This is a genomic window from Janibacter cremeus, assembly GCF_013409205.1.
Lineage (GTDB): Bacteria > Actinomycetota > Actinomycetes > Actinomycetales > Dermatophilaceae > Janibacter > Janibacter cremeus.
Map to the genome: position 1 here is coordinate 1,768,662 of NZ_JACCAE010000001.1, position 13,914 is coordinate 1,782,575.

General features: G+C 70.8%; 14 protein-coding genes. 7 read left to right on the forward strand and 7 right to left on the reverse strand.

Features of this window, described 5'->3' with window-relative positions:
* Positions 1 to 24 precede the first annotated feature (24 nt).
* Positions 25 to 1,521: a CoA-acylating methylmalonate-semialdehyde dehydrogenase gene (locus tag BJY20_RS08390; protein WP_185991111.1), complete on the forward strand. Its 1,497-nt coding sequence runs from the start codon at positions 25 to 27 to the stop codon at positions 1,519 to 1,521.
* Between the two features lie 83 nt (positions 1,522 to 1,604).
* Here BJY20_RS08390 and BJY20_RS08395 read toward each other — a convergent pair whose 3' ends face one another.
* The 5 genes from BJY20_RS08395 to BJY20_RS08415 all read right to left on the reverse strand — a co-directional run bounded on the left by BJY20_RS08395 (position 1,605) and on the right by BJY20_RS08415 (position 6,775).
* Complete coding sequence (locus tag BJY20_RS08395; RefSeq protein WP_185991112.1) at positions 1,605 to 2,411, reverse strand: alpha/beta fold hydrolase; 807 nt, start codon at positions 2,409 to 2,411, stop codon at positions 1,605 to 1,607.
* A gap of 63 nt (positions 2,412 to 2,474) precedes the next feature.
* Positions 2,475 to 3,692, reverse strand: coding sequence for an NAD(P)/FAD-dependent oxidoreductase (locus BJY20_RS08400; RefSeq protein ID WP_185991113.1), 1,218 nt, complete (start codon positions 3,690 to 3,692; stop codon positions 2,475 to 2,477).
* A gap of 87 nt (positions 3,693 to 3,779) precedes the next feature.
* The gene (locus tag BJY20_RS08405; RefSeq protein ID WP_185991114.1) at positions 3,780 to 4,805 is read right to left on the reverse strand and encodes a Gfo/Idh/MocA family protein; all 1,026 of its coding nucleotides are present in this window, start codon (positions 4,803 to 4,805) and stop codon (positions 3,780 to 3,782) included.
* Position 4,806: 1 nt separating this feature from the next.
* The gene (locus BJY20_RS08410) at positions 4,807 to 5,577 is read right to left on the reverse strand and encodes an SDR family oxidoreductase (protein ID WP_185991115.1); all 771 of its coding nucleotides are present in this window, start codon (positions 5,575 to 5,577) and stop codon (positions 4,807 to 4,809) included.
* A gap of 34 nt (positions 5,578 to 5,611) precedes the next feature.
* Positions 5,612 to 6,775: a phytanoyl-CoA dioxygenase family protein gene (locus BJY20_RS08415; RefSeq protein ID WP_185991116.1), complete on the reverse strand. Its 1,164-nt coding sequence runs from the start codon at positions 6,773 to 6,775 to the stop codon at positions 5,612 to 5,614.
* Between the two features lie 156 nt (positions 6,776 to 6,931).
* Between BJY20_RS08415 and BJY20_RS08420 the strand changes: the two genes are divergently transcribed.
* Both BJY20_RS08420 and BJY20_RS08425 read left to right on the forward strand, forming a co-directional pair.
* Positions 6,932 to 9,052, forward strand: coding sequence for a HelD family protein (locus BJY20_RS08420; RefSeq protein ID WP_185991117.1), 2,121 nt, complete (start codon positions 6,932 to 6,934; stop codon positions 9,050 to 9,052).
* Between the two features lie 57 nt (positions 9,053 to 9,109).
* Positions 9,110 to 9,907, forward strand: coding sequence for a MerR family transcriptional regulator (locus BJY20_RS08425; protein ID WP_246297134.1), 798 nt, complete (start codon positions 9,110 to 9,112; stop codon positions 9,905 to 9,907).
* A 234-nt stretch (positions 9,908 to 10,141) separates the two neighbouring features.
* Here the strand turns inward: BJY20_RS08425 and BJY20_RS08430 are convergent, their stop codons facing one another.
* The gene (locus BJY20_RS08430; RefSeq protein WP_185991118.1) at positions 10,142 to 10,792 is read right to left on the reverse strand and encodes a DUF5701 family protein; all 651 of its coding nucleotides are present in this window, start codon (positions 10,790 to 10,792) and stop codon (positions 10,142 to 10,144) included.
* A 116-nt stretch (positions 10,793 to 10,908) separates the two neighbouring features.
* Between BJY20_RS08430 and BJY20_RS08435 the strand changes: the two genes are divergently transcribed.
* The 4 genes from BJY20_RS08435 (at position 10,909) to BJY20_RS08450 (ending at position 13,397) form a co-directional block, all read left to right on the forward strand.
* Positions 10,909 to 11,670, forward strand: a complete 762-nt coding sequence (locus tag BJY20_RS08435; RefSeq protein WP_185991119.1) for a CHRD domain-containing protein — start codon at positions 10,909 to 10,911, stop codon at positions 11,668 to 11,670.
* Between the two features lie 7 nt (positions 11,671 to 11,677).
* Positions 11,678 to 12,400: a class F sortase gene (locus BJY20_RS08440; protein WP_185991120.1), complete on the forward strand. Its 723-nt coding sequence runs from the start codon at positions 11,678 to 11,680 to the stop codon at positions 12,398 to 12,400.
* 149 nt (positions 12,401 to 12,549) lie between these two features.
* Positions 12,550 to 12,897: a metalloregulator ArsR/SmtB family transcription factor gene (locus BJY20_RS08445; RefSeq protein WP_185991121.1), complete on the forward strand. Its 348-nt coding sequence runs from the start codon at positions 12,550 to 12,552 to the stop codon at positions 12,895 to 12,897.
* 14 nt (positions 12,898 to 12,911) lie between these two features.
* Complete coding sequence (locus tag BJY20_RS08450; RefSeq protein WP_185991122.1) at positions 12,912 to 13,397, forward strand: SRPBCC family protein; 486 nt, start codon at positions 12,912 to 12,914, stop codon at positions 13,395 to 13,397.
* A gap of 8 nt (positions 13,398 to 13,405) precedes the next feature.
* Here the strand turns inward: BJY20_RS08450 and BJY20_RS08455 are convergent, their stop codons facing one another.
* Entirely contained in the window at positions 13,406 to 13,894 is a 489-nt protein-coding gene (locus tag BJY20_RS08455) for a glutathione peroxidase (RefSeq protein WP_185991123.1), read from the reverse strand.
* Positions 13,895 to 13,914 lie beyond the last annotated feature (20 nt).

A 13,914-nucleotide genomic window follows, 5' to 3' on the forward strand; every position in this document is an offset into this window, starting at 1 on the left:
CAAAGACTCGTCCAAGGAGCAGACATGAGCACCCCCACCCGCATCACCCACCTCGTCGGACACACCTCCTGGCAGGGGCGGGCCGAGCGCACCAGCGAGGTCTTCAACCCGGCGACGGGTGAGGTGACCGGCGCGCTCGACCTGGCCAGCGCACAGCTCGTCGACGAGGTCGTGGCGCACGCCAAGTCCGCCGCGCAGGACTGGGGCAACACCTCCCTGGCCAAGCGGGTACGGGTCCTCTTCGCGTTCCGCCAACTGCTCGAGGAGCGCAAGGGCGAGATCGCGAAGGTCATCACCGCCGAGCACGGCAAGACCTACGAGGACGCGGTGGCCGAGATCTCCCGGGGCCAGGAGGTCGTCGAGTTCGCCTGCGGCATCCCGCACCTGGTCAAGGGCGGCTTCTCCGAGAACGTCTCGACCAACATCGACGCCTACTCGATCCTCCAGCCGCTCGGCGTGGTCGGGATCATCTCGCCCTTCAACTTCCCGGCGATGGTGCCGCTGTGGTTCGTCCCGCTCGCCGTCGCCACCGGCAACGCCGTGGTCATCAAGCCGAGCGAGAAGGACCCGACCGCGGTCAACCTCATCGCAGACCTGTGGCGCGAAGCGGGTCTGCCCGACGGCGTGATGAACGTCGTCCACGGCGACAAGGAGGCGGTCGACGCGCTGCTGGACAACACCGACGTCAAGGCGATCTCCTTCGTCGGTTCGACGCCGATCGCGCGACACGTGTATGAGCGTGGTGTCGCGTCCGGCAAGCGCGTGCAGGCCCTGGGTGGCGCGAAGAACCACATGCTCGTCCTGCCGGATGCCGATCTGGACCTGGCCGCGGATGCTGCGGTGTCGGCGGGCTACGGCGCGGCGGGCGAGCGGTGCATGGCGATCTCCGTCGTGCTGGCCACCGAGTCGATCGCCGATGACCTGGTCGCGAAGATCGTCGAGCGCACGCACACGCTGCGCACCGGCGACGGGATGGGTGAGTCCGACATGGGTCCGCTCGTGACGGGTGCGCACCTGGCGAAGGTCACGGGATACGTCGAGGCGGGTGTCGCCTCCGGGGCGGAGCTGGTCATCGACGGGCGGAAGGGTGCCGCCGACCTCGGTCCCGGATTCTTCCTCGAGCCGACGCTCTTCGACAAGGTCACCTCGGACATGTCGATCTACACCGACGAGATCTTCGGTCCGGTGCTCTGCGTCGTGCGGGTGCCCTCCTACGACGAGGGTCTGGCACTGATCAACGACAACCCCTACGGCAACGGCACGACGATCTTCACCAACGACGGCGGCGCCGCCCGACGATTCCAGCACGAGGTCGAGGTCGGCATGGTCGGGATCAACGTCCCGATCCCGACGCCGATGTCGTACTACTCCTTCGGCGGCTGGAAGAACTCGCTCTTCGGTGACACCCACGCCCACGGCATCGAGGGAGTGCACTTCTTCACCCGCACCAAGGCGGTCACCCAGCGCTGGCTCGACCCGAGCCACGGCGGGCTCAACCTGGGGTTCCCGCAGAACGACTGACGAAGGCGCAAGCGTCGGGCGAGCGTCAGCGAGAACGACGCGCAGCGACGAGGAAGTCGTTCAGACGGCGCAGGGGTGGCCCCTCAGATGTGCTCGTGGACGAAGGCGAGCACGTCGTCGAGGACCTCCTCGCGATTGGTCTCGTTGAAGATCTCGTGCCTGGCGCCGGGATAGGCCTTCGCGGGCGCGCCCTCGGGCGCGATGTGCTCCCAACCGGCGCGGCTCGGGTCGATCGGCACGAGCTGGTCGTCCTGACCGTGCAGCCAGATGGTCGGCACGCCCAGGCGCCCGCCGGCAGTGACGTTCTCGAGGGTCGTCGCGAGGGCGCGCAGTGTGGGTCGCTTGAAGTCCCCGTGCCAGACGAGCTCGTCCTCCTGGTACGCGCGGCCGATGTCCTCCTCCCGGCTCAGGGTCGTCGGGTCGATCGGAGTCGGCGGGATCTCGTCGAGATCGGCCAGCGCCGTCGGTTCCCACGACCCGAGCACCGGTCCGGACAGGACCGTCGCGGCGACCGCGTCGGCGTGGCGCTGCGTGTACCGCGCGGCGATCATCCCGCCCATCGAGTGCCCGATGAGCACGACCGGCAGCGTCGGGTTCTCTGCCTGCGCACGCTCCACGAGCAGGTGGAGGTCATCGATGACCGGCTCGAAGTCCTCGATGAGGACGGACTCGCCCTCACTGCGCCCGTGACCGGCGTGGTCGTGCGCATAGACGACGGCGCCGTCGGAGGTGAGTCGGTCGGCCACCCACTGGTAGCGGCCGATGTGCTCGCCGTAGCCGTGGGCGATGACCGCGACCCAGGTCGGGTCAGCGGGCGGGCTCCATCGTGATCCGATGAGCAGTCCGGCGTGGCCGGTGGTGTCGATGTCCTCGGGCGGGATGGAGCTCACGGGGTTCCTCCTGGGTGACGTCGGCGTCAGGGTCCAGTTTGTCAGGACCAACGGTGGCGCAGGTCAGGAGCGCAGCAGCGTCTTCAGCGGGATGTCGGCGTCGGCGAGGAGTGCCGGGTCGATGACCTTGCCGCTGGTCATCAGCCGTTCACTCATCCGTACGTCCTTGGCGACCCGGGGGCCGCCCGCGCCGGCGGCGCAGACGATGCGGCCGGCGTCGTCGAGCCCGAGGTGCACGGTGCTGCCGTCCGGCTGGGGACGTTGCACCCAGGTGCTCGCCGCTGCAGCAGCTCCCGCGACCTGCAGCGACAGGTCGTACTGGTCGGACCAGAACCACGGGATGGCGGTGTGTCGCACGTCCTCGCCACGGATGGCCGCGGCAGCGGTGACCGCTTGGTCGTGGGCCATGCGCCAGGACTCGAGCCGCGCCCGCCGGCCGAGCACGTCGACCGGGCCGGCGCAGCAGTCACCGATCGCCCACACGTGCTCGTCGCTCGTGCGCATCTGCCCGTCGACGACGATCCCGTCGTCCACGTGCAGTCCGGCCGCCTTTGCCAGCGCGGTCTCGGGGACGGAGCCGACCGCGGCCACGACCGCGTCCGCGACGACCTCGGTGCCGTCGGACAGGCGGGCGAGCCACCCCCCTTCGCGCTCCTCCAGACTCTCCACGGTCGTCCCCAGGTGAAGCGAGACGCCCTCGGCGAGGTGCCGTTGCACGACTACCTCGGCGGCGGGCTCCGGCACGGCCCGCTCGAGCGCCCGCGGGCGCATCTCGACGACGCTCACGGCCAGACCCCGCGACCGGGCGCTCGCTGCGACCTCGAGACCGATGAGACCTGCGCCGATGACGAGCAGTGAGCCCCCCGCATCCAGGACCGACCGCAGCCGCAGGGCCTCGTCCCACGTACGCAGCGTGCGCACACCGACGGCGAGATCCGGCAGACGGCGCGACCGGGCGCCGGTGGCGATGACCAGCCGGTCGTAGGGGATCTCCTCGCCGTCGGCCAGCCGCACCGTCCGGTCGGTGCGATTGATCGACTGGGCGGTGACCCCGGTGCGCACGGTCAGTCCCGGCCACTCGAGCCGACCGTCGCGGTAGGGCTCGACCGGGGAGGGGCGGTCGTCGACGAGGACGTTCTTGGACAACGGCGGCCGCTCGTAGACCGGACGGTCCTCCTCCCCGAGGAGGGTGATCGATCCGGTCCAGCCACCGGTGTGCAACTCGTGCGCCAGCCGGGCGCCGGCCTCGCCGGCGCCGATGATGACGACGTGGTTGTCCATGACCAGATCGTCGCAGAGCACCGTGCGCTCGTGCGTGCCGGGCCCGTTCCCGGGACGGATCGCTGACCCCACCGCGTCGTCGAGGAGCTACTGCATCGCCGTGCCGCGGACCTCCTCGAGGGAGACCGGGCGGTGCTCACTCGCGGACAGCGTCGCCGCCTCGGCGGTCCATGCCGTACCCATCGCGTCCGCGACGGTGCACGGGTTGTCGATCGCGCCGGTGGCCACCCGCGTGAAGGCGGCGAGCTCGAGCCGGAAGGCCTGCGCCAACCGGTCCATGAAGAACTCGTGGGCCGGGCCGCTCGGCCAGGTGACCCCCGGCTGGGTGGAGCGAAGGGGGAGCCCCTCGTCCAGCCCGGCGGCCACCGCGTCCCGCACCCCGTGCACCTCGAGCCGCACATCGTAGCCGCGACCATTGGTGCGGGTGTTCGACACAACACCGATCGTCCCGTCGGCCAGGGTCAGCAGTACCGACGCGCTCGAGTGGTCGCCGTTGGCCGCGTACATCTCCTCGGGTGCGTCCGGATCGACCGCGCCCACGGCGTGGACGTCGACGACCTCCTGGCCGGTCACCCAGCGCACGGCATCGAAGTCGTGCACGGAGCAGTCGCGGAAGATGCCGCCGCTGACCGCGAGGTAGGCCGCGGGCGGGGGAGCCGGGTCGAGTGTCGTCGACCGGACGGTGGTGATGCGCCCGAGCTCGCCGGCGCGCACCGCGTCACGCGCCGCGACGAAGGCCGGATCGAAGCGGCGCGGGTAGCCGATCTGCACCGGCACGTCGCTGCCGGCGACGGCCCGCTCCACTGCGAGCGACTCCGCGATCGTCCCGGCGACCGGCTTCTCGCAGAAGGTGGGGACCCCCTTCGCCACCGCTGCGCGGATCAGCTCGGCGTGCGTGTTGGTGGCCGCGGCGATGACGACACCGTCGACCCCGGAGTCGAGCAGCGCCTGGGGGGAGTCGACGGCCCGCGCCTGCGGGATGCGGCCGGTCACCGCATCGACGGCGGCGGCCACCGGGTCGGTGACGACGAGCTCGTCGACCGTCTCGAGGCCGGCGAGGGTGTCGGCGTGGAAGGAGCCGATCCGGCCCAGTCCGATGAGTCCGATGCGCATGTCAGTCCTGCCCTCCGATGACCTGCTGGTCCCAGTCGATGACGGAGCCGGTGACGACCCCGGAGCGGCCGGAGAGGAGGAAGACGACGGTGTCGGCGATCTCGTCGACCTGGCCGAGCTTGCCCATGGGCAGCTTCGCGTTGGCCTCCTCGACCCACTCGTCGCCGGCGCCGTGGAAGCGTCGCTGCGTCGTGTCCTCACCCGACGTCTGCGTCCACCCGATGTTCAGCGCGTTGACCCGGATGCGGTCGAAGCGGTGCGCATGGGCCACATTCTTCGTCAGGCCGGCCAGACCGGCCTTGGCGGCGACATAGGGCGCCAGGTAGGGCTGGCCGCCCCGTGCGCTGATGCTTGCGATGTTGACGATCGTGCCCGGTGCCGCTCGAGTGGTCATGTCCGCGATCGCCGCCTGCATGGTGAAGAAGGGGCCGCGCAGGTTCGTCGCGATGTGCGCGTCGAAGAGCTCCGGCGTCGTGTCGAGGATCGACCCGCGGTCGGTCAGGCCGGCGCAGTTGACGAGGCAGTCGACCCGCCCGTGCCGCTCGATCGTCGTGGCGACGACCCCCTTCGCCGCGGTCGGGTCGGAGACGTCACCGGTGACGCTCGTGACGCGCTCGCCGAGCTCGTCGGCCAGGATGCGCCCCGGCTCAGGGCGTCGGCCGGTGACGACGACGTGCGCGCCCTCGCGGGCGGCGGCGCGGGCGATGCCGGCGCCGACACCGGAGGTGCCGCCGACGACGAGGACGACCTTGTCGGTGAGGAGCTGCTCCATGGGGGTCCTGTCTGCTGGGGAGGAAGGGGGTCGGTCAGCTGGTGCGGCGGGCGGCGGCGTACCCGGCGAGGCGCCCGGCCAGCTCATCGGGTGGGGCGCCCCGGGTGAGGGACTGGCGGACGATGTCCGCCTGGGTGGGTGGGGACATGCCGTCGACCGGCTGGTCGAGGTCGAGGTTGGTCGGGAAGGCGTAGCCCTCCGCGCTCGCGGCGACGGCGTGCTCGACGTCGACGCCGGCAGCCGTGCGGGAGAGCAGCGCCGGGTAGATCGCGGTGACGATCCGGTGTCGGTCGGTGGCCTCCATCGCCCGGCCGAAGGCCGAGGAGATCTGCAGCAGGTTCGCCATCCGGCGCACATCGCTCGTCGTGTTCGACCCGGCCGCGTGGAAGAGAGCGGGGTTGAAGAAGACCGCGTCCCCCTTCGCCAGTGGCAGCTGCACGTGGTGCTGACGGAAGTACTCCTGGAACTCCTCGAGCCAGTACGCGAGGTAGCCGTGGGAGTACTTCTGCGAGTGCGGCAGGTAGAGGGTCGGTCCGGTCTCGACCGGCATGTCGCAGTGGGCGATCGCGCCCTGGAGGGTGAGCACCGGGGAGAGGTCGTGCACGTGGCGCGGGTAGCGCTCGGTGACCTCCGGGGAGGTGAACCCGAGGTGGTAGTCGCGGTGCACGGTCTGGCCGACACCGCCGGGGTTGACGACGTTGACCTGGCTGGTGACCTGGTAGCCGGGGCCGAGCCAGGCGCGGGCGGCCAGCGCGAGCAGGTCGTTGGCGTAGTAGTCGACGAAGTCCTCGGGGTGGGCGACGGCGAGCTTCTCCAGGGCATTCCAGATCCGGTCATTGACTCCGCCCTTCGCGAAGTGGTCACCCACCTCGCCTCCGGCCGCCTTCTCCTCGGCGATGATCTCCTCGAGGGCGCTCGAGACGCGGTCGACCATCGCGGGCTCGACGGCGCCGGTGATGACGAGGATCCCCGGCCCCTCGGCGAGGACCTCTGCCAGCTCGGCCTCGACCTCGGCGGCACCCGCCTGTGTCGCGATGACCTCGTGCAGGTGCGCCGCGGTGTAGATCGGCACCTGCTGCTCGACGTGGTCGGCGTGCGGCGGGGTGGCAGTGGGCTGGCTCTCGAGGATCTCGCGCAGGTCCTCGACGCGGCAGTCCGTCTGGCGCAGCCGGGCGAAGGGGGTGGACGTCGTCGTCATACCCCCAGCCTGTCCTCCCGGTCGGGTACCGACGGGCTCGAAAAGACCTCAAAAAAGCCTCAGCGATGGCCTGGCCGTACCGAGAGGAGGGAACAGCGAACGGCGTGCCGACGTTGTGCCGATGCCTCCCCCTCCCTACCTCGACCCAGGAGACGCATGCCCGACCACGAGATCACCGATGCCGCCATCGCGCAGGAGCAGCAGGCGCTCGACATCGCACTGGCCCGCCGGGACGAGGCGATTGGTGAGCTGACCGCACGACTGGACGGACTCGTGGAGGAGGACTCGGTCGCCGCCACGGCGAGGCGGTCCACCCGAACCCGGCTGATCGAGCTCGAGCGCGCGGACTCGGGCTTGGTCTTCGGCCGGCTCGACGCCCTCGATGGCGAGGTCTGGCGCATCGGGCGGGTCGGGGTCCCCGGGCAGGACGAGCTCGACGACCCCCTCGTGCTGGACTGGCGAGCGGCGGCCGCCCGGCCGTTCTACACCGCGACCGCCGTGGAGCCGCAGGGGCAGGCGCGTCGCCGCCACATCCGCACCGAGGGCAGGCGTGTCATCGGTGTCGATGACGAGGTGCTCGACGGCTCCGGCGATGGTGGGCTCGTCGGCGAGGGCGCCCTGCTCGCCGCGCTCGACGAGCGGCGCACGGGTCGCATGGGCACCGCCGTGGCGACCCTGCAGCGCGAGCAGGACGACATCGTGCGGGCTCCCTCCCGGGGCGCGCTCGTCGTCCAGGGCGGGCCCGGGACCGGCAAGACCGTGGTCGCCCTGCACCGGGTGGCCTACCTGCTCTTCGCCCATCCGGAGCTGGCGCGGGCCGGGGTGCTCGTGCTCGGTCCCTCGCAGCGATTCCTCGACTACATCGGGTCCGTCCTACCGGCGCTGGGGGAGACCGCGGTGGTCTCCGCGACCTGCGAGACGATCCTGCCCGGGGTGCGCCCCGAGCGGACGGAGTCCCGGCGCCTCGCGGAGATCAAGGGCCGGGCGGGGTGGCAGGACGCGCTCGAGCAGCACGTCGCGTCGCTGGTGCCGAGCGCACAGGACCTGCCGATCCGCTGGGAGGACGAGGAGTACGTCGTGCCGCGGGCCACCGTCGAGCGGCTGCTGCGCACCGCCTGCTCCGGACGCGACCACCACTCGGCCCGCCGGGCCTTCCTCGCGCAACTCATCGATGTGGCCACCGACCTCGTGGCCGGCGGCACCGCCGAGCTCCTCGCCTCTGCGGAGGAGGGACTGGAGGACATCCTCGGCTCGGTCGACGCCAGCCTCGCGCGCGACGACGACCGCGGCGTGACCACCGGCGAAGCCGGCGCAGCCGTCGACGGCGAGCTCACCCCGGCCGAGATCGAGGCGCTGCGCTCGCGGATCCGGGCCGACGCCCCCTTCGCCTCCCGGCTGTGGCAGTGGTGGCCCGACCGCGACCCGGCGGCGGAGCTGGCCACCCTGCTCGCCGACGAGGAGACGCTCGCCCGGGTCGTGCCCGGACTCGGCGCGGGTGAGCGTGCGCTCGTGGCGGCGGAACCGGCTGGTTGGGCACCCAGCGACATCCCGCTGCTCGACGCCATGAGCGACCTGATCGGGGACGACGGGCAGGTGGGTTCCCAGGCGGAGTTCACCGCGGACCGGGCCTCGGGTCGCCGCGACTGGGTCTACGGGCACGTCGTCGTCGACGAGGCGCAGGAGCTCTCCCCGATGGAGTGGCAGATGGTCGCGCGCCGCGCACCGGGGTACTCGATCACCGCGGTCGGGGACATCGACCAGACCGAGGCGGCGCACACGCACACGTCCTGGGAGGGCATCGTCGGTGACGTCCTCGGCGAGCGCTGGCGGCAGTCGCGCCTGACGATCTGCTACCGCACTCCCCGCGAGGTGATGGCGCTCACCGGAGAGGTCCTCGCCGCGGCCGGCAGCGACAACGAGCCGCCACGGGCGGTGCGTTCCAGTGGGATCGACCCGTGGACACGGCAGGTGGACGAAGGGGGCCTGCCCGCCGCCACTGCGGCCGCGGCCGACGAGCTGGCCCGGCGGTGGACCGGCGGGACCGTCGGGGTCGTCGCCCCCGCCGTCCGGGTGCCGGGGCTGCGCGCCGCCGTGCGCCCGGACGTCCCCGTCGTCGCGCCCACCGGGGCCAAGGGCCTGGAGTGGGACGCGGTGCTCGTCGTCGACCCCGACGACATCATCGCCGAGCCGCGCGGCCACAACGGGCTGTACGTGGCCCTGACCCGCTGTACCCAAGAGCTGGGGCAGCTGAGGGTGTCAACCACGTCTGCCCAGTGATCACGGAGTCTTCCGCGGGTTGACCCTCACGCGACGTGAGGCAGGAGGGTCAAACCCATGACCGAGATCGCGATGCTGTCGCACACTGGATCCGTGGAGGCGCTCACGGTGGGACAGGTGGCACAGACCTTCGGCGTGACGGTGCGGACACTGCACCACTACGACGCGGTCGGGCTGCTGCGCCCCACTGAGCGCACCCGTGCGGGATACCGGCTCTACACGAGCGAGGACCTCCAGCGCCTCAGCTCGATCGTCATCTACCGCCGGCTCGGGTTCGCGCTGGAGGAGATCGGCGAGCTGCTCGAGGCAGACGGGGCCGAGGTGGTCGACCACCTGCGACGGCAACGCGATCTGGTCAGGGACCGGCTGGCACAGATGACCGAGCTGGTCGACGCGATCGAGCACGCCCTGGAGGCAGAGATGACGGACCAGCCAGCAACGACCGAGGACCTCAAGGCGCTCTTCGGCGACGGCTACAACGAGGAGTACCAGGCCGAGGCGCAGCAGCGGTGGGGTGACACCGACAAGTGGGAGCAGTCCCGGCAGCGGCAGGCGACCATGACCAAGGAGGACTGGGCGCGGATCAAGGCCGAGACCGAGGCCTTCGAGGCAGACCTCGCCGCTGCTGTCCGTGACGGCGTGCCCACCGAGGGCGACGTGGCAGCGACACTGGCCGAGCGGCACCGGGCGAGCATCGAGCGGCACTACGACTGCGACCACGCCTTCCAGGTGTGCCTGGCGCAGATGTACCTCGCGGACCCGCGCTTCACCGCGCACTACGAGGACATCGAGCCGGGCACCGCGCAGTGGCTGCACGACGCGATCGTCGCCAACGCGGCTCGGCATACCGGCTGACGTCGAGCGACGTCACACCAGCCCCTGGAGTATCGGGTTACCCGAGAATCCCGGCCTTCCGAGCGGCCGCTGCGGGGGACTTTGCGCAGGGGAGGGCCGGGATGCCCTGAGGTGGCCAGGACATCCTGCGCGGGCCGACCTACGACGCGGCCCGGCCCGGGTTTCCCGGCCAGAACCGGGTAACCCGGGCCGCCGAGGAGTGCCAGGCGCGGCTGTCCGTTGCTCGTCCGCGGATCACGGCCCGTCCGAGTTCTTCCACCCGCCGGGTCGGATGCGGTCGCCGGCCGAGGCGAACCCCAGCCACGTGTGCCTGTTCTTTGCCCAGCACCAGCCGACCTTGGGGGCGCCCTTGCGTGTGCTCCCGTCGCGCCCGGTGCCGTTGCTGATCCACAGTGCCGGGGTGCGCGAGTCGAGCCCACCGCGCGCCTTGGGCTTGCGTGAGCCGATGGTCATGAAGCACCTGCCGCGCTCGAGCTGCTCCGGTTCCTGCAGCAGCCAGCTGATCCCCTCGCTCACGGTGAGTGGGAGGCGGCCGCGCTCGCGGATGGCCGGGAGCGCCTCTGCCGGTGACCAGTTCGCCATCGCGTCACCGCGCTCGACGTCGGTGATCCAGTACAGCGGGGCATGCGGGACGACCTCACCCTCGATCGGGACGAACTCCGCCAGGTCGGTCATGTCCTCGACGACGAAGCCGGGCTTGTCGGCATGACGCAGCAGCGGCGCGAGGTCGGCAGCGGGGATGAGCGAAGGCGAGACCACCAGGACACCGTCGCCATCGGGGTCGGGTGGGACGAGGTCGGTGAACTCGGCCTCGGAGAGCCCGCCGAGGGCGGGGACCCCCAGATCGAGGAGGTGGATGACTGCGGCGGGGAGGTCAGCTGGCACACCGTGTGGAACGCCTGAGAGAAAAATTCCGTCTCATCCAATCCGCAACGAACCACCGCCCCGAAGTCCCCCTGCAACCAAGGCGGCACCTCGTCGCCGACAACAGGAGGACTGTCATGCGAACGACACGACGTATTGCCACTGCAACCGCACTCGCCGCGATCGTCGGGCTGCCGATGGCCGCCGGAGCCAGCGCGCAGGGCCAAGACGGGCACGAGCTGACCGCCAACCTGACCCAGCTCAACGACTCCGGTGCCTCGGGCACCGCGTGGGCCACCGTTGACGGCAACAAGGTCGACATCAAGCTCGAGACCCAGGGCATGACGGCCGAGGCGCCGCACGCCCAGCACATCCACATCGGCGGCAAGAACGTCTGCCCGACCAACGATCAGGAGGGCACCGGTCCTGACGGCGCCCTGACGACCATGGACGCGGCCGGCCAGTATGGCGGCGTGCAGGTGTCGCTCACCAAGGACCCGGGCAAGACCGACGCGTCGGCTGCCCTGGACGTCCCCAACTTCCCGACCGGGGAGAGCTACACCTACTCGCGCTCGATCACGGTCTCGGACGAGATCGCCGAGCAGATCTCCAACGGTGACGGCGTCGTCGTCGCCCACGGTGTCGACCTGGATGGCTCCGGCAAGTACGACGGGGACGCGAAGTCCTCGCTGGACGACAGCCTGCCGCTAGAGGCGACCGCCCCGACCGCTTGCGGCACGCTCGACGTGGCGCAGATGACCATGCCTGAGGGTGGCGTCGAGACCGGTGGCACGAGCACCGCCGGCGTCGAGTACCCGGCCGCGATCGCCCTCGGCGCCGTGGCTCTCGGACTCGGTGGCGCGGGCCTGTTCGCCGCACGCAAGCGGACGAACGCCTGATCTGCTGATGCAGACCAAGCAGCCCGGGCACGGCCGGCGACGCGCAGGGCTCGTCGCCGGCGGTGTCGGCCTGCTCCTGGCCGGTGGGGGCACGATCACCTGGGCAGCGACCCAGCAGGTCGGGCCCCCGCCGGCCCCTCCGGCAGCAACCACTTCGACGAAGGGGTCCACCCCCTCCGCCACTCCGTCCACCTCGAGTGGCGGGTCCAGCACGACGACGCAGTCGCCCTCAGCCACATCGTCGCCGTCGCCCTCGGTCGCGGAGGCGATGCCGGCCTCGAAGCCGGTGGCGGTGCGGTTGCCCTCCATCGACCTGAAGTCGCCGGTCCACCCGCTGGGTCTCAACGCCCAGGGCGGACTGAAGGTCCCCTCGGGAGACCGGTACGACGAAGTCGCCTGGTACGACGGCTCACCCAGCCCCGGGGAGGACGGTCCCGCGGTCCTCGAGGGGCACGTCACCGGTAGCAACCACAACCCGTCGGTCTTCTTCGAGCTGGGTGACACCCGCGAGGGAGACCGGATCGAGGTCGACCGCAAGGACGGCACGACCGCCACGTTCGAGGTCACCCAGGTGAAGGAATACCCGAAGGCCGACTTCCCGCAGGTCGATGTCTACGGCGCCACCGAGGGACCGGAGCTGCGGGTCATCACCTGTGGGGGCACGTACGACGAGAACGCCCGACGGCACCAGGACAACATCGTCGTCTTCGCGGAGCTCGTGAAGGGCTGATCCCGCAACCGCTGCTCAGCAGTGCATGACTTCCTCCGCCTTCGCAGGAGTATCTAACCCTTGCGAAGGCGGGGATTTTCGGGTCACCCGGAAAACTCGTGGCGGATCTACCTTGACAACCTACAACCGAAGGGTTGTAAGTTGGTCGGGTGACACCGACCGACGAGAAGGCCGCAAACGCCTTCTTCCACGCGCTCTCCGACAGCACGCGCCGCGACATCCTGCGACGCGTCCTCGCCGGAGAGCACTCGGTGACTGCGCTGGCGGAGCACTACCCGATGAGTTTCGCGGCCGTGCAGAAGCACGTCGCGGTGCTCGAGCGGTCCGGCCTGGTCACCAAGCGCCGCAGCGGACGCGAGTCCTTGGCCAGCGGAGACGTCGAGGCCGTGCGTGCGGTCGCGACGATGCTCGCCGAGTTCGAGGACGTCTGGCGCGGACGGGTCGAGGGGATCGATGCCCTGCTGGCCCGCGACGACACCACCGACGGCACCAGCTGATCCAGGAGACTCCCATGCCCCTCACCGACGTCACCACCGACATCGACAACCGCACCATCGTCATGACCTGCGACTTCCCCGTCAGCCCCGAACGCCTCTGGCAGGTGTGGGCCGACCCGCGCCAGCTCGAGCAGTGGTGGGGGCCCGAGAGCCACCCCGCCACGGTCACCGAGCACGACCTGACGCCCGGCGGTCTCGTGAAGTACCACATGACCGGTCCCGACGGGCAGAGGTTCCCGGGCGGTTGGGAGGTCATCGCCGTCGAGGCGCCGCACCGGCTCGAGGTGCGCGACTTCTTCGCCGACGCCGACGGCAACCCCGTCGAGTCCGCGCCCGAGTCCCGGATTGTCATCGAGATCACCGCCACCGAGGACGGCTCCCGCATGGTCAACACCTCCACCTGGGAGAGCGTCGAGGCGATGCAGCAGGTCCTCGACATGGGCGTCATCGAGGGCTCGAGCTCCGCGATCGGTCAGCTCGACGCACTGCTGGCCGCCTGACCGCGAGCTCACCCGGCGTGGGCCCTCACGGCGTCGACCACCTTCGCGTCGTCCGGGCCCACCTGCGGGCCGAAGCGCGCGACCGGGGTGCCGTCCGCGGCGATGAGGAACTTCTCGAAGTTCCACCGGATGTCGCCGCTCTCACCCTCTTCGTCCGTGGTCTCGACGAGCGCGGTGTAGATCGGGTGCCGTCCGGGGCCGTTGACCTCGACCTTCTCGCTCATCGGGAAGGTCACGCCGTAGGTCGCGGAGCAGAACTGCGCGATCTCCTCGGACGTGCCGGGCTCCTGCCCGCCGAACTGGTTGCACGGCAGGCCGACGACCGTGAAGCCCTGCGCCGAGTACTCCTCGTGCAACGACTCCAGGGCGGTGTACTGCGGGGTCAGGCCGCACTTCGACGCGACATTGACCAGCAGGGCGGGTCGACCGCCGGTGAGGTCGCGCAGGGTGCCGGGCGTGCCGTCGAGCCGGGCAATGGGCGTGTCCAGGATGCTCATGCGACCGACCCTAGCGACCG